The organism is Kribbella sp. DT2 (genome assembly GCF_049844575.1).
Taxonomy (GTDB): domain Bacteria; phylum Actinomycetota; class Actinomycetes; order Propionibacteriales; family Kribbellaceae; genus Kribbella.
This window is the reverse complement of the sequence record NZ_JBNCLH010000008.1, coordinates 343,251-364,180: the sequence shown is the minus strand read 5'-3', so window position 1 is coordinate 364,180 and position 20,930 is coordinate 343,251. Positions and strand designations below refer to the sequence as shown.

General features: G+C 70.0%; 15 protein-coding genes. 7 read left to right on the top strand and 8 right to left on the bottom strand.

What is annotated here, in order from left to right; genetic code table 11:
* Positions 1 to 20: 20 nt before the first annotated feature.
* The 5 genes from ACLQ2O_RS31750 to ACLQ2O_RS31730 are packed head-to-tail and all read right to left on the bottom strand — an operon-like array spanning position 21 to position 8,949.
* Positions 21 to 1,175, bottom strand: coding sequence for a uroporphyrinogen-III synthase (locus ACLQ2O_RS31750; RefSeq protein ID WP_425838839.1), 1,155 nt, complete (start codon positions 1,173 to 1,175; stop codon positions 21 to 23).
* The gene (nirD, locus tag ACLQ2O_RS31745; RefSeq protein ID WP_425838836.1) at positions 1,165 to 1,605 is read right to left on the bottom strand and encodes a nitrite reductase small subunit NirD; all 441 of its coding nucleotides are present in this window, start codon (positions 1,603 to 1,605) and stop codon (positions 1,165 to 1,167) included. Before nirD ends, ACLQ2O_RS31750 begins: the two co-directional genes overlap by 11 nt.
* Positions 1,602 to 5,498 (bottom strand): nitrite reductase large subunit NirB, encoded by a 3,897-nt coding sequence (gene nirB / locus ACLQ2O_RS31740; protein WP_425838833.1) that lies wholly within the window; start codon positions 5,496 to 5,498, stop codon positions 1,602 to 1,604. Before nirB ends, nirD begins: the two co-directional genes overlap by 4 nt.
* Positions 5,495 to 7,570 (bottom strand): molybdopterin oxidoreductase family protein, encoded by a 2,076-nt coding sequence (locus ACLQ2O_RS31735; RefSeq protein WP_425838830.1) that lies wholly within the window; start codon positions 7,568 to 7,570, stop codon positions 5,495 to 5,497. The genes nirB and ACLQ2O_RS31735 overlap by 4 nt, the downstream gene beginning before the upstream one ends.
* A complete protein-coding gene (locus ACLQ2O_RS31730) occupies positions 7,567 to 8,949 on the bottom strand; it encodes an MFS transporter (RefSeq protein WP_425838827.1) in 1,383 nt (460 codons plus the stop codon). The genes ACLQ2O_RS31735 and ACLQ2O_RS31730 overlap by 4 nt, the downstream gene beginning before the upstream one ends.
* Positions 8,950 to 9,199: 250 nt before the next feature.
* On the opposite strand from ACLQ2O_RS31730, the gene ACLQ2O_RS31725 reads away from it, so the two are divergent.
* From ACLQ2O_RS31725 to ACLQ2O_RS31710, 4 genes are all read left to right on the top strand, one after another.
* On the top strand, positions 9,200 to 11,455 hold the full coding sequence (locus ACLQ2O_RS31725) for an MMPL family transporter (protein ID WP_425838824.1): 2,256 nt from the start codon (positions 9,200 to 9,202) through the stop codon (positions 11,453 to 11,455).
* 4 nt (positions 11,456 to 11,459) lie between these two features.
* Positions 11,460 to 11,897 carry a YdeI/OmpD-associated family protein gene (locus tag ACLQ2O_RS31720; protein WP_425838821.1) on the top strand — a complete coding sequence of 146 codons (438 nt, stop codon included), beginning with the start codon at positions 11,460 to 11,462 and terminating at the stop codon, positions 11,895 to 11,897.
* Between the two features lie 63 nt (positions 11,898 to 11,960).
* The gene (locus tag ACLQ2O_RS31715; protein ID WP_425838819.1) at positions 11,961 to 12,788 is read left to right on the top strand and encodes an SMP-30/gluconolactonase/LRE family protein; all 828 of its coding nucleotides are present in this window, start codon (positions 11,961 to 11,963) and stop codon (positions 12,786 to 12,788) included.
* Between the two features lie 109 nt (positions 12,789 to 12,897).
* Positions 12,898 to 14,331, top strand: coding sequence for an Nramp family divalent metal transporter (locus tag ACLQ2O_RS31710; RefSeq protein WP_425838816.1), 1,434 nt, complete (start codon positions 12,898 to 12,900; stop codon positions 14,329 to 14,331).
* Between the two features lie 59 nt (positions 14,332 to 14,390).
* Here the strand turns inward: ACLQ2O_RS31710 and ACLQ2O_RS31705 are convergent, their stop codons facing one another.
* On the bottom strand, positions 14,391 to 16,163 hold the full coding sequence (locus ACLQ2O_RS31705) for a biotin carboxylase N-terminal domain-containing protein (RefSeq protein WP_425838813.1): 1,773 nt from the start codon (positions 16,161 to 16,163) through the stop codon (positions 14,391 to 14,393).
* A 66-nt stretch (positions 16,164 to 16,229) separates the two neighbouring features.
* Entirely contained in the window at positions 16,230 to 16,673 is a 444-nt protein-coding gene (locus tag ACLQ2O_RS31700; RefSeq protein ID WP_425838810.1) for an Lrp/AsnC family transcriptional regulator, read from the bottom strand.
* Between the two features lie 57 nt (positions 16,674 to 16,730).
* Here ACLQ2O_RS31700 and ACLQ2O_RS31695 point away from each other — a divergent pair, with 57 nt between their 5' ends.
* From ACLQ2O_RS31695 to ACLQ2O_RS31685, 3 genes are all read left to right on the top strand, one after another.
* The gene (locus ACLQ2O_RS31695; protein ID WP_425838807.1) at positions 16,731 to 17,624 is read left to right on the top strand and encodes an SMP-30/gluconolactonase/LRE family protein; all 894 of its coding nucleotides are present in this window, start codon (positions 16,731 to 16,733) and stop codon (positions 17,622 to 17,624) included.
* A 31-nt stretch (positions 17,625 to 17,655) separates the two neighbouring features.
* Positions 17,656 to 18,588, top strand: coding sequence for an SMP-30/gluconolactonase/LRE family protein (locus ACLQ2O_RS31690; protein WP_425838804.1), 933 nt, complete (start codon positions 17,656 to 17,658; stop codon positions 18,586 to 18,588).
* A 66-nt stretch (positions 18,589 to 18,654) separates the two neighbouring features.
* Positions 18,655 to 19,542: a peptidylprolyl isomerase gene (locus ACLQ2O_RS31685; protein WP_425838801.1), complete on the top strand. Its 888-nt coding sequence runs from the start codon at positions 18,655 to 18,657 to the stop codon at positions 19,540 to 19,542.
* Positions 19,543 to 19,689: 147 nt separating this feature from the next.
* On the opposite strand, the gene ACLQ2O_RS31680 is transcribed toward ACLQ2O_RS31685, so the two are convergent.
* Positions 19,690 to 20,871: a glycoside hydrolase family 76 protein gene (locus ACLQ2O_RS31680; RefSeq protein WP_425838798.1), complete on the bottom strand. Its 1,182-nt coding sequence runs from the start codon at positions 20,869 to 20,871 to the stop codon at positions 19,690 to 19,692.
* Positions 20,872 to 20,930: the final 59 nt, after the last annotated feature.

Below are 20,930 nucleotides of genomic sequence, written 5' to 3'. Positions count from 1 at the left end.
CCCCTCCGCAAGCAGATCGCTCATCGCGGCACCTCCGCGAGTGGGTCGGTCGTGTCGGCAGCCGCCGGCTCGACTGCCAACCGGTAGCCACGCCTTACGACCGTCCGCACCAGCTCCGGACGGCCGACGGCCGTCCTCAGCCGATTGACGGTGACCTCCACCGCATGGACGTCCTCGGCACCGGGAAGGACCGCGAGCAGCTCGGGCCGGGAGACCACGTCACCCCCGGCGTCGACGAGGGCGGACAGGACTGCTCGGGGACCAGGACCGAGCGGCAGGACCACACCGTCCAGTACGGCGGCGCCGCCGCGGATGACGAGTTGACCGAAGGTGGTCTCGATCGAGCGGGCGTTGTCGTCGGTGAGGCGCTCGGTGACGCTGCGGATCAGCGCGCCCAGCCGGTAGCGATCGGGGACCAGAGGATCGAGGCCCAAGGCAACAAACGGCCCGGCGGTGACAGGACCCACGCACGCGTTGAGGACCCGACCAGTACGCAGTACGGCGACCAGGGCGTCGTACTGGCCGTGCAACGCAGCCGCGTCCAGGAGCGCCTGGGCAGCGGGGGCCGACGTGTGGACGACGGCGTCCACGGCACCGCCGATGATCTGCCCGATCGCTCGCTCGACGACCAAAGGATCCGGCGCCGGGCCCCAGCGGTAGACCTCCAGCCCACGCACCGACGCCCCAGCCTGCCGCAGCGCGTCCTGCAGCCCGGGGTCCGACAGACCGTGCAGCTGTACGACGATCTTCCGCCCGACCACACCCTGGTCGCGCAACCACTCGACCACCTCGGCCGTGGTCTCCGAGCGGGCCGACCAGTGCTCCACCAGCCCGGCGGCCCGGATCGCGCCCCGGGCCTTGGGCCCGCGGGCGAGCAGCCGCGACTGCTCCAGCGTCCCGAGCAGGTCGGCCGCCAGCCCGGCGGTGTCGGCCGCCTCGACCCAGCCGCGGAAGCCGACGGCGGTCGTCACCACCACGTCGTGCGGTGGGTTCGCGATCACCCGCCGGGTCGCTTCGATCAGCGCCTGGTCGTCCGGAGCCGGCACGATCTGCAGCGTCGGCGCGTGCAGCACCTTCGCGCCGCGCCGCTCGAACGACGCGATCAGGTCCTCGGCCCGCCGGTGCGCGGTCACCGCGATCGTGCAGCCGCTGAGCGGCCCCGGCTTAGCCTTCATCAGACCCACCACGAACAGCCCCGCCGACCCCACCGACCAGATCGTCCACCCGCCCGGCCCCAGCCACCTGACCTCCGCCGCGCGCCTCCAGATCCTCACCCAAGCTCACCAGCACCTGCCCGTCCACGACCTCCACCGCGTACGCCGCCACCGCCACCGCCGGGTCGTCCAGGCAGGCTCCCGTCCGCAGGTCGAACACCTGCTTGAACATCGGCGACGCCACCGTCGGCACCTCGCCCCGGCTCCCCACGATCCCCCGCGCCAGCACGTTCGCCCCGCTGAACGGGTCCTGGTTGCCCAGGGCAAACACCTCGCCGCCGTACGTCCGGAACAGCGCGATCTGCCGCCCGCCGAGCAACGCCGCGACGCCGCGTTCGGGCAGCAGGTCGTCGTAGCGGCAGACAACGGTCGCGGCCGTGACAACACTCATCGGCGTACCTCCAGTCGCGGGCCGGTCAGCAGCACCGGCTCCAGTTCTCGCTCGGACGGCGTCGCCGGCCGGGGTTGGCTGCGCTCCACCACGTACCGCAGATCGGCGTCCGGCTGGTCCGGCGCGTTCACGAACGACACGAACCGCGCCAGCTTCGCCGGGTCGTCCAGCGTCGCGCGCCACTCGTCGACGTACGAGTCGACGTGCGCGGCCATCGCCGCATCGAGGTCCGAAGCGATCCCCAGGCTGTCGTTCAGTACGACGTCGCGCACGTGCTCCAGCCCACCGTCGATCTCGTTGATCCACACGGCAGTCCGCTGCAGCCGGTCCCCGGTCCGGATGTAGTACATCAGGAACCGGTCGATTGCCTGCAGCAACTGATCGTCGCTCAGGTCGGACGCGAGCAGTTGCGCGTGCCGCGGCGTCATCCCGCCGTTCCCGCCGACGTACAGGTTCCAGCCGGACTCGGTCGCGATCACGCCGACGTCCTTGCCGCGCGCCTCGGCACACTCCCGCGCGCACCCGGAGACCCCGAGCTTGAGCTTGTGCGGCGACCGCAGCCCGCGGTACCGCAGCTCCAGCGCGATCGCCATCCCCACAGAGTCCTGTACGCCGTACCGGCACCACGTCGAACCGACGCACGACTTCACGGTCCGCAACGCCTTGCCGTACGCGTGACCGGACTCGAACCCGGCGTCCACGAGCCGCGCCCAGATCGCCGGCAACTGCTCGATCCGCGCGCCGAACAGGTCGACCCGCTGCCCGCCGGTGATCTTGGTGTACAGCCCGAAGTCCCGCGCGACCTCGCCGATCGTGATCAGACCCTCCGGCGTGACCTCACCGCCGGGGATCCGTGGGACGACCGAGTACGTGCCGTCCTTCTGGATGTTGGCCATCACGTGGTCGTTGGTGTCCTGCAGCGTCGCGCGCTCGCCCTCGAGTACGTGCCCGCCCGGGTCCACGCTGGCCAGGATCGACGCGACCACCGGCTTGCAGATGTCGCAGCCGCGGCCGGTCCCGTGCCGTTCGACGATCTCGCTGAACGTCCGCAGCTCAGTCACCCGTACGACGTCGAACAGCTCCGCGCGCGACAGCGCGAAGTGCTCGCAGAGCGCCTTGCTCACCTCGACACCGGCCGCGGCGAGCTCGGCGTTCAGCAGGTTCTTCACGATCGGCAGGCAGGAGCCACAGCTCGTCCCGGCGCGAGTCCTGGAGCACAGCGACTTGAGATCGCCACACCCGTCGTCCCGCACAGCGCACCGAATGGTGCCCGCGGCAACGTTGTTGCACGAGCAGACCGGCGCGTCGTCCGGCAGCTCCAGCTTGACCGGCTGCGCGCCTTCGGGCAGCAGGTACGACGCGGGGTCGGTGCCGAGCTCGCGTCCGACCATCGGGCGCAGAGCCGCGTACGCCGAGGCGTCGCCGACCAGGATCCCGCCGAGCAGCGTGCGGGCGTCGTCGGACAGCACCAGCTTCTTGTACACCCCCGCGACCGGATCGGCGTACACGATGTCGAGCGCGCCCTCGGTCGCACCGAACGCGTCGCCGAAACTCGCCACGTCGACGCCGAGCAGCTTCAGCTTGGTCGACGAGTCCGCGCCGGGGAACGTCGCCGCACCGCCGAGCAGCCGGTCGGCGACGACCTCGGCCATCGCGTAGCCCGGCGCGACCAAGCCCCAGACCCGCCCCTCGATGCAGGCGACCTCACCGATCGCCCAGACGCCCGGCACCGCCGTACGGCACGAGTCGTCAACCACCACTCCGCCGCGCTCACCGACCGCCAACCCAGCCGCCCGAGCCAGCTCGTCCCGCGGCCGAACACCAGTCGCAAAGACCACCACATCAGCCGGCAGATCAGGGCCGTCAGCAACCGCCATCGCCCGAGCCGACCCCTGTGTGGTGAGCTTGACCCGAGTCGTCTGGGTCGCCGTGCGGACGCCGACATCAAGCCCCCGAATCAGTCGGGCCAGCGCACTGCCGCCACCCTCGTCGACCTGCAAAGGCATCAACCGCGGCGCAAACTCCACCACCTCCGTGGACGCACCCAGAGCACGCAGCGCCCCGGCTGCTTCCAGCCCCAGCAGACCACCGCCGACCACCACTCCGCGAACTTCTGATCGCTCGGTCCGCAGGCGCTCCACGTACGTGCGCAGCGCGGCGACGTCGTCGATCGTCCGGTACACGAAGCAGCCCTGAGCATCGCTGTTCTTCACCGGCGGAACGAACGCACTGGACCCGGTCGCAAGCACCAGCTCGTCGTACGCGATCACCTCATCCCGCGTAGTCCGCACCGCCTTCGCCTCGACGCCCAGCTCCGCAACCACCACACCCTTGCGCAAGGTGACCGCCGGATCGTCCCAGAGCTCCGGCTCGCCCAAACTGAGGTCGTGCGGATCGCGCCCGGAGAAGTAGCTCGTCAGCGCGACCCGGTCGTACGGCAGCCGCGGCTCCTCGGCGAGCACCGTGATCCTCCACGCGACACCGGTGTCCCGCGATCGCAGCGCCTCGACGAGCCGGTGCGCGACCATACCGCCGCCGACGACCACCAGGTGTTTCGCCTTGCCAAGCTCTGTCATCGTCGCCCTCCTGGTTGGGACGGGATCGGCCTCACCACGCCGAAGCCGCTCGAGAAGCTCGCCCACCGCGCCGGTGCAACTTCCGCACCCGGTGGTCGCTCTGGTCCGTGCCGCGATGCCGTCGACACTGTCGGCACCGGCCTTCCACGCCGCCTCGATCACAGCCCGCGTCACCCCGTTGCACCGGCACACCGGCGCCTTCCTCCGCGCCGGCGCCTCTGTTGCCCCCAGCAACGTCTCCGGCACCACCGCCGTACGCCGGTCCGCCAGCAGCACCAACTCGGCCGCCACCTCCGGCGCCCCCACCGCGACCGCCGCCCGCACCACGCCGTCGACCAGCACGGCCCGCACGTACCGCTCCCCATCAGCAAGCCGTACGACGTCCCCGTCGGCCTCGCGATCACCGAGGACCATCACCTCCAGCCCACCGGCGGTCAGCCGCAGCACCTCCGGCGCCAACTCCCGCACCGGCCGCTCACTCAGGAGCTCCGCCAACACCTCAGCCTGATCCCACGCCGCACCAACCGTCCCGGACACAACCCCGTCGACCTCGGCGCAGTCCCCGATCGCGTGCACCCGCGGATCAGCCGTCGTCAGCGACGCGTCGACCGCAATCCCACCCGCGGCCCCGATCGCCAGCCCGGCAGCCAACTCGACACGGGGCCGAACGCCACAAGCGCTCACCAGCAGATCACCGAAGACCGTCTGCCCACTCGCCAGAACCAGCGCCCGGAACCGCCCGTCCCGCGTCTCCGTCGTCTGCACCCGCGCCTGCAGCACCACCTCGATCCCCAGCCGGCGCACCATCCGCGTGACCTGCCGCCCAGCCGTCGCCCGCACCCGGCTGTCGAGCAACGTCTCGCCGTCGTGCACGAGCGTCACCGCATTCCCCCGCTCCCGCAGGGCACACGCTGTCTCGACGCCCAGCACACCACCACCCAGTACGACGACCCGCCGAGCACCAACCGCTGCCTCGACGATCCGCCGAGCATCAGCGGCTGTCCGCAGCACCTGCCCACCCGCAACCTCAACAGGCGCAGCACCCGTCGCAAACACCAGATGGTCGTAGATGTGCTCCTCACCGACCCTGTCCACCACAACCCGAGCTCCGCGCACCACCCGGGCCCCCGCAGGGGCAGCGGGCGCCGGCAGCAGCGCCTGCGCACCGGGTTCCGCAGCCCGCCCAGCGACGTACTCGGTCAGCCGGTGCCGCTGGTAGTACGGCTCGTCACCGAGCAGCGTGACTTCGTGCGAGCCTTCCAGCAGCTCCGCCAACCGCGTGCCGGCCATCCCCGCGCCGATGACGACGACCCTCATGCCAACACCTCAGCCCGTACGACGGCCGAGGCCTCGACCGCGCACGCCTTGAACTCCGGCATCCCCGAGACCGGGTCGAGCGCGTCGTTGGTCAGCTCGTTGACGCCCGGAAAGTGGAACGGCACGAAGATCGTGTCCGGCCGCACGTCCCCGGTCACCCGCGCCGGACACACCAGCGACCCGCGCGCAGTCCGCAACCGCAGCAACCCACCGTCGGCAACCCCGAGCGAAGCCGCCACCCGCGGATGGATCTCCGCAAACACCTCCGGTTCCGCCTCCAGCAACTCCGGCACCCGCCGCGTCTGCGCCCCACTCTGGTAGTGCTCCAGCAGCCGCCCAGTCACCAAGTACAACGGCGCATCCGCCCGCAGATCATCAGCAACCGCCTGATGCTCCACAGCAACGACCCGAGCCAACCCAGACGGCGTACCGAAGGACTCGGCGAACAGCCGCGGCGTCCCAGGATGATCCGCAGCCGGCACCGGCCAGTACAACGCCTCGCCGGCATCCAGCCGCGACCACGAGATCCCCGAGTAGTCCGCCACCCCACCGGCACTCGCCCGCCGCAGCTCTTCGAAGATCTCCTCAGGCTCCACCGGGAACGAAGCCGAGCACCCCAACCGCGAAGCCAGCCCTGCGAACACCGCCAGATCACTCCGCACAGCACCAGGCGGTGCCACAGCAGCCCGTCGCCGCAGCACCCGTCCCTCCAGCGACGTCATGGTGCCGTCCTCCTCAGCCCATTGCGTCACCGGGAAAACCACGTCGGCCAGCAACGCCGTCTCGGACGGTACGACGTCCGCAACCACCAGCAGGTCCAGCGAAGCCAGCCGCTCCCGCACCGCCGCCAGCCGCGGCGCCGACACCAGCAGGTTGCTCCCGTGCACCAGCAACGCCCGCGGCCCACCAGCAGTCCCCAGCGCGTTGATCAGCTCGACAGCACTCTTCCCAGGCCCCGGCAACGAGTCCGGCTCAACGCCCCACACTCCAGCTACGTGTGCCCGAGCAGCCGGATCAGCAATGCTCCGGTAGCCCGGCAGTTGGTCGGCCTTCTGCCCGTGCTCCCGCCCGCCCTGCCCGTTCCCCTGTCCAGTGATGCAGCCGTACCCGCTACCAACCCGCCCAGGCAGCCCGAGCGCCAGCGCCAGGTTGATGCACGCCGTGACCGTGTCGGTCCCCTTGCTGTGCTGCTCAGCCCCACGTCCGGTGAGCACGAACGCTCCAGCGCCCCCGTGCACCGGCGCAGCAGCCGCCAGCACCCGCGCAGCCTGCCGAATCACCCCAGCCGGTACGCCGGTCACCCGCTCGGCCCGCTCCGGCCACCAGGCCGCCGTCGACCGGTACAACGCCTCCGGCCCTGAGGTCCGAGCAGCCAGGTACGAAGTGTCCGCCAGCCCCTCCTGCAGCACTACATGCGTCAGCGCCAGCACCAGTGCCAAGTCACTCCCCGGAGTGGCCTGCAGGTGGAAGCCCAGCTGAGCAGAAGCCGAGCGCCGCGGGTCGACGACCAGAAGCCCACCCGCCTCCCGGGCAGCCGCCAGATGCGCGACGGCCGGCGGCATCGTCTCGGCCAGGTTGCTCCCCACCAGCAGGATCGCCTGAGCCCCACCGAGATCCGTCAACGGAAACGGCAGGCCCCGATCGACCCCGAGCGAGCGGTTCACCGCGGCCGCCGCGGACGACATGCAGAACCGTCCGTTGTAGTCCACGTTGGCCGTCCGTAGTGCGACCCGCGCAAACTTGCCGAGCGCGTAGGCCTTCTCGTTGGTCAGCCCGCCACCACCGAACACGGCCACCGCGTCTTCGCCGTACGACGTCTGCAGCGCCTTGATCCGGTCCGCGACCACATCCAGCGCGTGGTCCCACGAGGTCTCCACCAGGACGCCGTCCGCGTCCCGCACCAGCGGCTGCGTCAACCGGTCCGGCACGGTCAGCACCGCCGCCGAGGTCCAGCCCTTCCGGCACAGCCCACCGCGGTTGGTCGGGAACTCCCGCGGCGTCACAACGACAGGCGAAGGCGACAGCGTCATCGCGCACTGCAGAGCGCAGTACGGGCAGTGGGTGGCCGTCACACGCGCACCCCGCTGAGTGGACCACCCTTGCGCAGGTAGCAGAAGTACGTGACCAGCAAGCAGAGGACGTAGAACCCGCAGAAGCAGTACAGCGCCGGCACCAGCGAGCCGTACGCGCTGCTCGACATCGCGAAGCCACGCGGCACCAGGAACCCGCCGTACGCGCCGATCGCCGAGGCGATCCCGATGCACGCCGCCGCCTCGCGCCGGGCCCGGACCAGGTCGACCCCGCCGTCCAGGTCACGCGTCGTCGAGCGGAACACCGCCGGGATCATCCGGTACGTCGAACCGTTGCCCGCGCCGCTGGCCACGAACAGCACCAGGAAGCTGATCAGGAACCCGGCGAAGCTGCCCGCGTTCAGCGCGACGATCGCCGACAGGATGCCCACGCCCATCACCACGAACGCGCAGACCGTCACCCACGCGCCGCCGACCAGGTCGGCGAGCTTCCCGCCGAACGGCCGCGAGACCGACCCGACCAGCGCGCCGAGGAAGGCGAGCTGCACGCCCGCGACCTCCGGGAAGGTGGTCTTGATCAGCAGCGGGAACGCCGCGGAGAACCCGATGAACGAGCCGAACGTGCCGATGTAGAGGAACGAGATCACCCAGGTGTGCGGCCGTTTCGCCGCCGTGATCGACGCCCGGAACGACGAGGTGGCGGCAGACAGGTTGTCCATCACCTTCCACGCCAGCACGGCGGCCAGCGCGATCAGCGGCAGCCAGATCAGCCCGGCCCGCTCCAGCGACAGCCCGGCACCGATCACGATCACAGCCGGTACGACGAGCTGGACGACCGCGACCCCGAGGTTGCCGCCGGCGGCGTTCAGGCCGAGCGCGAAGCCCTTGTCCCGCTCGGGGAAGAAGAAGGAGATGTTGGTCATCGAGCTGGCGAAGTTGCCGCCGCCGGCACCCGCGGTCGCCGCGACCAGAGCCATCAGCCAGAACGGCGTGTCCGGCCGGCTGACGAAGTACGCCAGGCCGGTGGTCGGGACCAGCAGCAGGAGCGCGGACACGACCGTCCAGTTCCGGCCGCCGAACTTCGGGACCGCGAACGTGTACGGCAGCCGCAGCGTCGCGCCGACCAGGCTCGGCAGCGCGACCAGCCAGAACATCTGGTCGGTGCTGTAGCCGAAGCCCGCGGCCGGGAGCGAGACGACGACGATGCTCCACAGCTGCCAGACCGAGAACCCGAGGAACTCGGCGACGATCGACGGCCACAGGTTGCGCCGGGCCACCCGGCGCCCCTTGCCGGCCCAGAACGTGGCGTCCTCGGGGTCCCAGACGTCGATCCAGCGCCCCCGCCGGGGCGCTTCGACGGTACCGATCGCACCGGTGCGTTCGCGGACAGTGACCGTGTCCGGCCGTGCCTCGAGCGTCATCGTTCGTCTCCGATCGTCGTCCTCACTGATTAGGCCAGGACGCTATGACCGGGGTGTTTCCGAGCGGTCATCTCGTTGTTACGCCGCCGAAACGGCCTCCGCACACCGCCCGCGGGGTGGTGAGAGAAGCAGCGCGACAGGAGCCAGACGCAGGGTGGGAGATGTCACGGCGAGGGCGGCCTGTTGCGGTCCCTGGCGCTGGGTACTGTGCGGTTCACAGAGCTGGCGGCAGACCGATGAGGGGACCACGGTGAACCAGCAGGGCAGCACGGGGGACGACCGGCCGCAGGACGCGGGCCAGAGCTCGGGGCACCACGCCGAGCACGCGGCACCGCCGCACCAGGCCGAGCACGCGGCACCGCGCAAGGGCGGCCGGTGGATCTGGCGGGCGGCGATCGCCGTCGTACTGGTGGCCTGGCTGCTGGTCGGCTCGCTCGGTGGACCGACGGTCGGCCGGCTGAGCGAGGTGCAGGAGAACGACAACGCGAACTTCCTGCCCAAGCAGGCCGAGTCCACGCTGGTCTCCGACCAGGCCGCCAAGTTCGTCGACTCCAAGGCACTGCCGTACTTCGTGCTGATCGAGCGCGACAGCGGGATCACGCCGGAGGACCTGGCCAGGACCAACGCGTTCCTGGCCGAGGTCCCGAAGGTTGACCTCGGCAACGGCAAGACCCTCGGCGAGTACCTGACCGCGCCGGTCAAGACGGTGATCCCGTCCGAGGACAAGAAGGCGCTGCTGGTCACCGTCGAGCTGGACGGCGAACGCGCCGACGAGGTGGTCAGCGGCAGCGACACCGTGCTGTTCGCGGCCGCCGACAAGTTGCGCGGCGAGATCAAGGAGTCACTGACCCCGACCGGGCTGCAGGTCTACGTGACCGGGCCGGGCGGGGTGCTCGCCGACTTCGTGGTGGCCTTCGGCGGGATCGACGGGATCCTGCTCGGTGTCGCGCTGGCTGTCGTCTTCGTGATCCTGCTGATCGTCTACCGCAGTCCCGTGCTGCCGATCGCCGTACTGCTGACCGCTGTCTTCGGGCTCGCGCTCGCGGCCCTGGTCGTCTACCCGCTGGCCAAGGCCGACGTGATCGAGCTGAACGGCCAGAGCCAGGGCATCCTGTTCATCCTGGTCGTCGGCGCCGCGACCGACTACTCGCTGCTGCTGGTCTCCCGGTACAAGGAAGAGCTGCACGACCACGAGAACAAGTACGACGCGATGAAGGTCGCCTGGCGGGCCTCGATCGAGCCGATCGCCGCCAGCGCCGCGACCGTCATCCTCGGCCTGCTCTGCCTGCTGCTGTCCGAGCTCGGCAGCACCAAGGGCCTCGGCCCGGTCGGCGCCATCGGCATCGCCGGCGCGCTGATCTCGGCGATGACCTTCCTGCCCGCGCTGCTGCTCGCCTTCGGCCGGCGGATCTTCTGGCCGTCGATCCCGCGCGTCGACCACGTGCACGCCCGCGACCAGGTCGGCGGCCGCAAGCTCTGGGGCCGCGTCTCCGGGCTGGTCGGCCGCAGCCCCCGCAAGGTGTGGGCGCTGAGCGCGCTGGCGCTGCTGGCCTGCGGCGCGTTCCTGCCGACGTTCAACGCCTCCGGCACCTCCCAGGAGGACCTGTTCCTGGACAAGGTCGAGTCCGTCACCGGCCAGGAGGAACTGGCCAAGCACTTCGACGCCGGCGCCGGTACGCCGGTGCAGATCCTCACGCCGGTCGACCAGTCGGCGCAGGTCGTCCAGACCGCGATGAAGGTCGACGGCGTCGCCACCGCCTCGGCATCGGTCGCGCCCGGCGTACCGCCGAAGGTTGTCGAAGGCAAGGTTCTGGTCCAGGCCACGCTGAAGGTCGCTGCCGACTCGCCCGAGGCGACCAAGGTCGTCGAGCACCTGCGCAGCGAGCTGGACACGGTCAGCCCCGACATCCTGGTCGGGGGCAACACGGCGGCCAACCTCGACGTCCTGAACTCCAGCGAGCGCGACCTGAAGGTGATCATCCCGACCATCCTCGCGGTGATCTTCGTCGTCCTGATGCTGCTGCTCCGGTCGGTCGCCGCCGCGCTGCTGCTGGTGATCTGCAACGTGCTGTCGTTCGGCGCCACCGTCGGCGTCAGCGCGCTGTTCTTCAACCACGTCTTCGACTTCCCCGGCGCCGACCCGTCGATCCCGCTCTACGCGTTCGTGTTCCTGGTGGCCCTGGGCATCGACTACTCGATCTTCCTGATGACGCGGGTCCGCGAGGAGTCGATCGAGCAGGGCACCAGACCGGGCATCCTGGTCGCCCTGGCCGTCACCGGCGGCGTGATCACGTCCGCCGGCGTCGTCCTCGCGGCGACCTTCTCCGCCTTGGCCGTCCTGCCGATCCTGTTCCTCGCCCAGATCGCCTTCATGGTCGCGTTCGGCGTGCTGCTCGACACGACGATCGTCCGCTCACTGCTGGTCCCGGCCCTGTCCCACGACATCGGCCGCCACATCTGGTGGCCCAGCAAGCTGGCCAAGACCGACCAGCCGGAGCACGCTTGACCCCATGGAGACCTTCGTAGCGGTGATCCAGGACGCCGGAGGCGGCGGCGCGTACGTCGAGATCCCGGCGCCCGTGCTGACCGCCCTCGGCGGCGGCCCCCGCATCCCCGTCCAGGCCACCTTCGACGACGTCCCGTACCAGGGCTCGATCGTCTCCATGGGTGACTGCCAGGCCCTCGGCGTCCTCAAGGGCATCCGTACGACGCTGTCGAAGGCCCCCGGCGACACCGTGACGGTGACGGTCACCCGCGACACCACCGAACGCACCGTCGAGATCCCACCCGACCTCGCCACCGCCCTCGCCGACGCCGGTCTCCGCGAAGCCTTCGACCGCCTGAGCTACTCCCACCGTCGCGAGCAAGTGAACGCCGTACTGGACGCGAAGAAGCCGGAGACCCGCGCCCGGCGCATCGCGAAGGCTGTGGAAATGCTGCGGGGCTGACTGTCGATCTGGGGTCCGGTCGTTCGTGTAGGGGTAAAACCTACGAGAACGAGGTGGCTGGTCATGGACGTACTGCTGAGTGGGCTGGGGATTCCGGAGTCTCCGCGGTGGCACGGCGGGCGGTTGTGGTTCGCGAACTGGATCGAGCAGCAGATCGTCGCGGTCGGGCTGGACGGTGCTGTGGAGACCATGGACACGCCGGTCGAGCGGTTGATGGGGTGGTCGATCGACTGGTTGCCCGACGGGCGGATGGTGACGACGGGTGACAAGCTCCGGCGGCAGGAGGCCGACGGGACGTTCTCGGTGCTCGCCGAGCAAGGTGGGAACGAGGTCGTGGTGGACGGCCGGGGGAACGTCTACCTGAACGGCGCGGACTTCGACTTCGCCGGTGGAGGGGCGCCGAAGCCGGGGTACATCAAGCTGGTGACGCCCGATGGTGAGGTGCGGGAGGTTGCCGGAGACATCCAGTTCCCGAACGGGATGGTGATCACGCCGGACGGCAAGACGCTGGTGATCTCGGAGTCGTTCGCCGGGCAGCTGACCGCGTTCGACCTCGAAGCGGACGGCGGGCTGAGCAACCGCCGGATGTTTGCCGAAGGCCTCGGTCCGGACGGGATCTGCCTGGACGCCGAAGGCGCGATCTGGGTGTCCACGGGCGGCTCGGGCGTCGTACGGGTGGCTGAAGGCGGTGAGGTGCTGCAGCGCATCGAACTGGAGGAGCACCGGGCGCCGTTCGCGCTGGCGCTCGGCGGCAACACCCTGTTCGTCCTCACCGCCGAGTGGCGCGCCGGCGACAGCATCACCGACAACCTCGGCCGGCTCACCGACGGCCCGCGCACCGGCGAGGTTCTCACGCTGCAGGTCGACGTACCGGGTGCCGGACGCCCCTGACACGACCGCTCGGCGACCCGTCCGTACCGCTCGGCGGTGTCGGGTCGCTCGTGCGGCCAACCTTCGCTACTGTCCGGATGATCGGGGGTCGACCGGGAGCGAGGAGCCCATGGCAGACACCACGTCCACACCGCACAGCTTCAACCTGCCCACCAAGAACCTGCCCGCGCCGCAGGTCCGCGACCTGCCCGAACCACCGACCAACACCTGGCGGATCGTCGGCCCGGGCATGGTCGGCGCCGGGGTCGGACTGGCCTCCGGCGAGTTCATCCTCTGGCCGTACATCTCGTCGCAGGTCGGCCTGGTCTTTCTCTGGGGCGCCGTCGTCGGGGTCGCGATCCAGTGGTTCCTGAACATGGAGATCGAGCGGTACACGCTGGCCACTGGTGAGACAGCGTTGACCGGCTTCAACCGCTACGGCAAGCACTGGGGCCTGTTCTTCGCGATCATGACGTACTTCGCGAACCTCTGGCCCGGCTGGGCGACCAGCTCGGCGTCGATGCTGACCTACCTGTTCGGCGCCGGCGACCCGCGCTGGATCGCGATCGGCATCCTGGTCGTGATCGGCCTGATCCTGACGCTCGCGCCGGTGGTCTACGTGATGCTCGAGCGGCTGATCTTCGTGAAGATCGCGGCGGTCGCGCTGCTCGTCGTCCTGGCGCTGATCTTCGCGATCCGCGGCAAGACCTACAGCGCGCTCGGCGACGCCGTCACCGCGCCGGAGTTCCCGGTCGACCAGCTCGGCTTCGCGCTGATGATGGGCGCGATCGCGTACGCCGGGGCCGGCGGCGGGCAGAACCTGTGCCAGAGCAACTGGATCCGCGACAAGGGCTTCGGGATGGGCGTGCACGTGCCGCGGCTGACGTCGCCGGTGACCGGTGAGAAGGCCGCCGACCCGCACGCCAACGGCTACACGTTCCCGCCGAACGAGGAGAACCTGGCGCGCTGGAAGCGCTGGTGGAAGTTCACCAACCTCGAGCAGGCGCTGACGTTCGTGCTGATCACCGTGGCGACGATCCTGTTCACGTCGATGCTCGCGCACGCGACGCTGTTCGGCGACGAGTCGGTGACGAACAGCATCGGCTTCCTGAAGATCGAGGGCGTCAACCTGCAGGCGCTGGTCGGCGGCTGGTTCGGCTACCTGTTCTGGGCGATCGGCGCGTTCAGCCTGTTCGCGGCGGCGGCCGGCATCGTCGACTACACCTCGCGACTGGCCTCGGACATGATCAAGGCCCGTTACCTGCGCGAGTCGCCGGTGACCGAGTCCAAGCTGTACTTCTGGCTCGTCTGGGGCCTGGTTGCCTTCGGCATCATCGTCCTGCTCGCGGGTCTCGACCAGCCGCTGGTCCTGCTGGTGATCTCGGCCTGCACCGCCGGCACGATGATGTTCGTCTACTCCGGCCTGCTGTGGTGGATGAACTCCCGCGCCCTGCCGGCCCCCATCCGCATCACCGCGGTCCGCACCGCCGTCCTGGCCTTCGCGTTCCTGGCCTTCGGCTTCCTGGCGATCTTCACCATCATCGACCAGATCAAGAAGCTCTAGCAGCACCGTACGACGAACGGCCCCGCACCTCGTCGAGGAGCGGGGCCGTCGCGTTGCCGTCAGTCCTTGATCTCGCAGATCGCCGCACCCGCGGCCACCGTCGCGCCGACCTCGGCCGTCAGCCCGGTGACCGTCCCGGCCTTGTGGGCGTTCAGCGGCTGCTCCATCTTCATCGCCTCCAGTACGACGACCAGGTCGCCCTCGGCCACCGTCGCGCCTTCCTCGACGGCGATCTTGACGATCGTGCCCTGCATCGGCGAGGTCAGCGAGTCCCCGGAGGCGGCCGACTTCCCGCTCCCGCCAGCGCGCTTGGCCGGCTTCTTCTTCGCCCCGGAACCACCACCGGCGACGGCCGAAGCACCCAGCCCCGCAGGCAGCACGACCTCGAGCCGCTTGCCGCCGACCTCGACGGTGACCTTCTCCCGCTCGCCGTCCTCGGCGCTCCCGGCAGGTCCGTCGTACGGCGGGATCTGGTTGTCGAACTCGGTCTCGATCCAGCGCGTGTGCACCCTGAACCCGTCGTCCCCGACGAACGCCGGGTCGCTGACCACGGTCGCGTGGAACGGGATCACCGTCGGCATGCCCTCGACGACGAACTCCTTCAGCGCGCGCCGCGAGCGCTCCAGCGCCTGCTTGCGGTCCCGCCCGGTGACGATCAGCTTGGCCACCAGCGAGTCGAACGACCCGGGAACCGTCTCGCCCTCGTCGTACCCACCGTCGAGCCGGACGCCCGGCCCGGACGGCGGGTGCCAGCGGGTCAGCGTGCCGGGCGCCGGCAGGAAGCCGCGGCCGCCGTCCTCGGCGTTGATCCGGAACTCGATCGAGTGCCCGGACACGGCCGGGTCGTCGTACCCGAGCTCCTCGCCGTCGGCGATCCGGAACATCTCGCGGACCAGGTCCAGCCCGGTGACCTCCTCGGAGACCGGGTGCTCGACCTGCAGCCGCGTGTTCACCTCGAGGAACGAGATCAGCCCGTCCTGCCCGACCAGGAACTCGCACGTCCCGGCACCGACGTAGCCGGCCTCGCGCAGGATCGCCTTGGACGACGTGTAGAGCGTCTCCAGCTGCTCGTCGGTCAGGAACGGCGCGGGCGCCTCCTCGACCAGCTTCTGGTACCGGCGCTGCAGCGAGCAGTCGCGCGTCGACACCACGACAACGTTGCCGTGGGCATCGGCCAGGCACTGGGTCTCGACGTGCCGCGGCTTGTCCAGGTACCGCTCGACGAAACACTCGCCGCGGCCGAACGCGCTGATCGCCTCGCGGGTCGCGGACTCGAACAGCTCCGGGACCTCCTCGAGCGTGCGCGCGACCTTCATCCCGCGGCCGCCACCGCCGTACGCCGCCTTGATCGCGATCGGCAGCCCGTACTCCTGCGCGAAGGCAACGACCTCGTCGGCCCCGGCGACCGGGTTCGGCGTGCCGGGGACCTGCGGGGCGCCGACCTTCTCGGCGATGTGCCGGGCCTTGACCTTGTCGCCGAGCGAGTCGATCGCGGACGGCGGCGGGCCGATCCAGATCAGGCCGGCGTCGAGCACGGCCTGGGCGAACTCGGCGTTCTCGGCCAGGAAGCCGTAGCCCGGGTGCACCGCGTCCGCGCCGGAGCGGGCCGCGACGTCGAGGATCTTGGCGATGTTCAGGTACGAGTCGGCCGGCGTGGCGCCGTCCAGCGAGTACGCCTCGTCGGCGAGCCGGACGAACAGCGCGTCGCGGTCCGGTTCGGCGTACACGGCGACGCTGCCCAGCCCGGCGTCGGCGGCGGCGCGCACGACCCGGACGGCGATCTCGCCCCGGTTGGCGACCAGGACCTTACTGATCTTCTTGCTGTCCGACACAGCAGATCTCCCTTCGGCGTCGCCTGAGTGTAGGACGAAGTTACTCACCGGAAGGCAGGTTGTGCGTCACACCACGGCGGGCGGCCGCTCGAAGAACGACTCCAGCACGACAACTGTCTGAGTACTGGTCACGCCGTCCACCTGGTGGAGCGCGCGCAGGGTCTGCTGGAGCTCCTCGGTGGTCCCCGCCCGGACCTTGACCAGCACCGACGCGGGCCCCGCGATGACGTGCGCCTCCTCGACCGCGCCGATCGCCTCCAGGGCGCCCCGCTGGTCGCCCATCCAGGTGTCGGCGTCCAGCAGGACGTACGCCAGCACGCCGAGCCCGAGCGCCGCCGGATCCACGGCGATCGTCGTCCGCCGGATCACCCCTGCCGCCTTCAGCTTCCGCACCCGCTCGTGCGCGGCGCCCGCGGACAACCCGACCGCTTCACCCAGTACGGCGTACGACTGCGTCGCGTCCTCCTGCAGCAACGCCAGCAACCGCCGATCGACATCATCTACAGTCATCAAAGCCCCTTGCCGAATCAGAACCTGTCGATTAGAACTTTAACAGGAGGTCATTCAATGAAAGCAGAGCTAGTCACGCTGGACGAACGGTTCGCCAAGATCGCCGGCGACGAGTACCTGGAACGCCTGTACGACGCCGGCCGCTGGCTGGAAGGACCCGTCTACGTCCCCGCCTGGCGCTCGCTGGTGTTCAGCGACATCCCCAACGACCGGCTGCTGCGCTGGGACGAGCAGTCCGGCCGGGTCAGCGTCTTCCGGGAGCCGTCGGGCAACGTCAACGGCAACACGCTCGACGCTCAGGGTCGCCTGATCAGCTGCTCCCAGGGCGACCGGCAGGTCGTCCGGACCGAGCACGACGGCTCGCGGACGGTCCTCGCCTCCCACCTCGGCGGCCGGCGGCTGAACAGCCCGAACGACGTCGTCGTGAAGCGCGACGGATCGATCTGGTTCACCGACCCGCCGTACGGGATCACCTCGAACTACGAGGGGCGCCGGGCCGAGCAGGAGGTCGACGGCTGCCACGTCTACCGGATCTCCCCCGGCGGCGAACTGACCGTCGTCGCCGACGACTTCGTCCGGCCGAACGGCTTGGCCTTCTCGCGGGACGAGACCCAGCTGTACGTCGTCGACACCCCGGAGAAGCACATCCGCCGGTTCGACGTGAAGGGCGACGGGCTGACCGGCGGCGACGTGTTCGCGCCTTGTACGGCGGGGAGGTTCGACGGGATCCGGCTGGACGCCGAGGGCCGGGTCTGGGCCGCGACGCACGAGGGCGTGCACGTGTTCGACCCGGACGGCACGTTGATCGGCAAGCTGCTGCTGCCCGACGTGGTGTCCAACCTGTGCTTCGGCGGGCCGAAGCGGAACCGGTTGTTCGTCACCGCGACGACGTCGGTCTGGTCCTGGCTGATCACGACGGACGGGGCGCGGGCGCCGTACGATCGCGGGTGACCACGCTGTCACCCGATCGTGAGGAGTGCGGATGTCCCTGCTCGAGCCGCTGGCCGGAACTGTTCCCGCTGTCTGGGAGAAGCTCGACGATCGGTGGAACGGTCCGCTGGGGGACAAGCACCTCGAGCGGCTGTGGACCGGTGGGCGCTGGCTGGAGGGACCGGTCTACTCCCCGCAGGGGCGGTACGTGCTGTTCAGCGACATCCCCAACGACCGGATCCTGCGCTGGGACGAGACGTCGTACCAGGTGTCGGCCTACCGCGAGCCGGCCGGCAACACCAACGGGCACACCCGGGACACCGAGGGTCGGCTGGTCAGCTGCGAGCACGGCACCCGCCGGGTCACCCGGACCGGGCACGACGGATCCGTCCGGGTCCTTGCCGACGGCTTCGAAGGGCACCGGCTGAACAGCCCGAACGACGTCGTCGTGCGGCCGGACGGCTCGGTCTGGTTCACCGACCCGGCGTACGGGATCGACAGCGACTACGAAGGCCACCAGGCCGAGATCGAGACCGAGGGCTGCCACGTCTACCGGATCGCCCCGGACGGTGCGATCACGAAGGTCGCCGACGACTTCAACCGGCCGAACGGGCTGGTCTTCTCGGCCGACGGCGCGAAGCTCTACGTCTCCGACACCGAGGAGGCCACCATCCGGGTCTTCGACGTGGTGAACGACGGTACGGCGCTGTCCGGCGGCGAGGTGTTCGCCGAGTGCGGCAACGGCGCCTTCGACGGGATCCGGCTCGACACCGCCGGCCGCGTCTGGGGCGCGGCCGCCGACGGCGTGCACGTCTACGCCCCGGACGCGACCCTGCTCGGCAAGCTGCTCGTCCCCGAGATCGTCTCCAACCTGTGCTTCGGCGGCGCCAAGCGCAACCGCCTGTTCCTGACCGCGACCACGTCGCTCTACTCCCTCTACGTGAACGCCAACGGCGGCCCCGAGGCGTACGACCCGCGCAGTTAACAGGTGTTTCTCAGGGTTTGGTTGTAGGTTCCCTGCAGCGTTGGCCCGTTCCAGGTGAGGAGTGCGATGTCCAAGAAGACCCACGAGCAGCAGCTCGCCGCGCGCAAGGCGCAACGGCAGGCGGAGCGGGCAGCCGAGCGGGCCAAGCAGCGGCGGATGGTGGGGATCACCATCGCCGCGATCGTGTCCGTGGTCGTCGTGATCGTCGGCGTCGTCCTGATCGCCGCGAACACCGGCACCAAGGAGACCCCGGTCGCGGGTGACACCCCGAGCTCGCTGCCGTCGGAGGCCGGTCCGGGCAACAAGCCGGTCTCGATCCCGACCGCGCTCGCGGCGCCGCTGAAGCGGCCGACCGCGCTGCCGGCCGAGGTCGACTGCAGCTACACCAAGGGCGGTCCGGCGGCGAAGAAGGTGAACGCGCCGGCCAACGGCAAGGTCAAGGCCAGCGGTACGACGGAGGTCACGCTGAAGACCAGCGTCGGCAACCTCGGACTGACCCTGGACAGCGCGCTCGCGCCCTGCACGGTGAACAGCTTCGTCAGCCTGGTGGACCAGAAGTACTTCGACAACACCGTCTGCCACCGGCTCACCGTCGGCGAGGGCCTGCAGGTCCTGCAGTGCGGCGACCCGGGCGGCGACGGCCGCGGCGGCCCCGGTTACAGCTTCAAGGACGAGGTCTTCCCCGAGCTGAAGTACGGCCGCGGCACGCTCGCGATGGCCAACTCCGGCGCGAACACCAACGGCAGCCAGTTCTTCATCGTGTACGGCGACGGCTCCGGCCTCGACCCGGCGTACACGGCCTTCGGCACCCTCGACGCCGCCGGCCTGACGGCCGTCGACAAGGTCGCCAACGCCGGCGTGGTCCCGAGTGCCGACGGCGGCCCCGGCGACGGCAAGCCCGCCACCGAGGTGCGCATCACGGCGGCCACCACCACCCCGACCCTGAAGAACTAACCCATCCCCGGCCCCCCCCCCTTTTTGCAGGCCCAATCCCCAGGCCCCATTTTGCAGGTTAACCCCGTGCGTTGTGGGTTCTACGGCTGCATGCACCAGTAGAACCCACAAGCGCGGGGGTTAACCCCCGAAATGCGGTTGGGAGGGTCAGGCCAGCTTGTTGTAGCGGCTGCGGGGCCAGGCGAGCAGTGAGTCGATCTGGACCATGCCGGCCTGCTCGAGGAGCTGGACCGGGCCTTCGGCGAAATGGAACAGGCCGGTGGCGGGGTCGCGGACCTCGGACCAGGCGCGGGCCGAGTAGGCCTTCATCACCGCGGTGTAGCGCGGGTCGTGGGTGACCGAGTCCAGGATCAGCAGGTTCTTGAACCAGATCGCGTTGAAGCGGGTCGGCTGCTTCCAGAGCCGGTCCTCGCTGCCGTAGAAGGCCAGCGACGCGTTCGCGAGCGCCTTCGCCTCGGTCAGGTAGCGCTTCTGGCCCGTCGCCTTGTACAGCAGGGTTCCGGCGCCCAGCATCACGCCCTGGTTGTAGCTCCACTGGGTCTTCTCGACCGTTCCGGCCAGGTTGATGTTGTCCCAGTACAGGCCGTTCGGCGCGAGCATGCAGGTCCGCGCCCACTCGTACATCTTCTGCGCCCAGGTCAGGTACGACTTGTCGCGGGTCAGCAGGTACAGGTGCGCGCCGAGCTCCGCGCCCGGACCGTTCGAGATCGTGTTCCGGTCCTGGCTCCACGGCGCCTGGGTCCAGTAGACGCCGCCCGCGCACGGGTGCGCCGGATCGGTGTCCCAGCCGTGCACGACGAGCGCGAAGATCTCCTTCGCCCGCTTCAGCGACGAGCGGTCACCAGTCCGCTGGTAGTGCTGGATCAGGTTCAGCCCGATCCACTCGTTGTCGTCGTAGAACTTGTCGCCGCCCTGGCCGAGCGGCGGCCGCAGGTAGGAGTCGTAGCCCTTCGGCGTCGTCCCGGCGTTCCAGTACGGCTTGTACCCGTCCAGCCGGCGCTCCGCCTCCGCGGCTGCCTTCCGGCCCGAGCCGGGGATACCCGCGAGGTTCTCCGCCGCGACCGCGCCCTGGGAGTACGGCCAGACGTAGGAGTAGGGGTTGTCCTGCTCGTTCGGGTACTCCTCCAGCAGCAGCCCGGGCCCGGCGGCGAAGTACTTGTTCAACGCCTGGTACGACGTGTTGGCGCGCGCCGCGGCGCCGCCGGGATGTCCGCCGCTCGGCTCGCCGGCCGGGGCGGCCTCGGCACCGGGCGCGTGCAGGGCGCCGACCATCGCCACCGCGAGAATCCCGGCAAAGGCCTTAGTTGATATACCAATTCTTCTGCGCATCGAGCACTCCTTCAGGGGCGGCTGCGGCTGACATCGATGTCACGTTCTAACCGCCCACG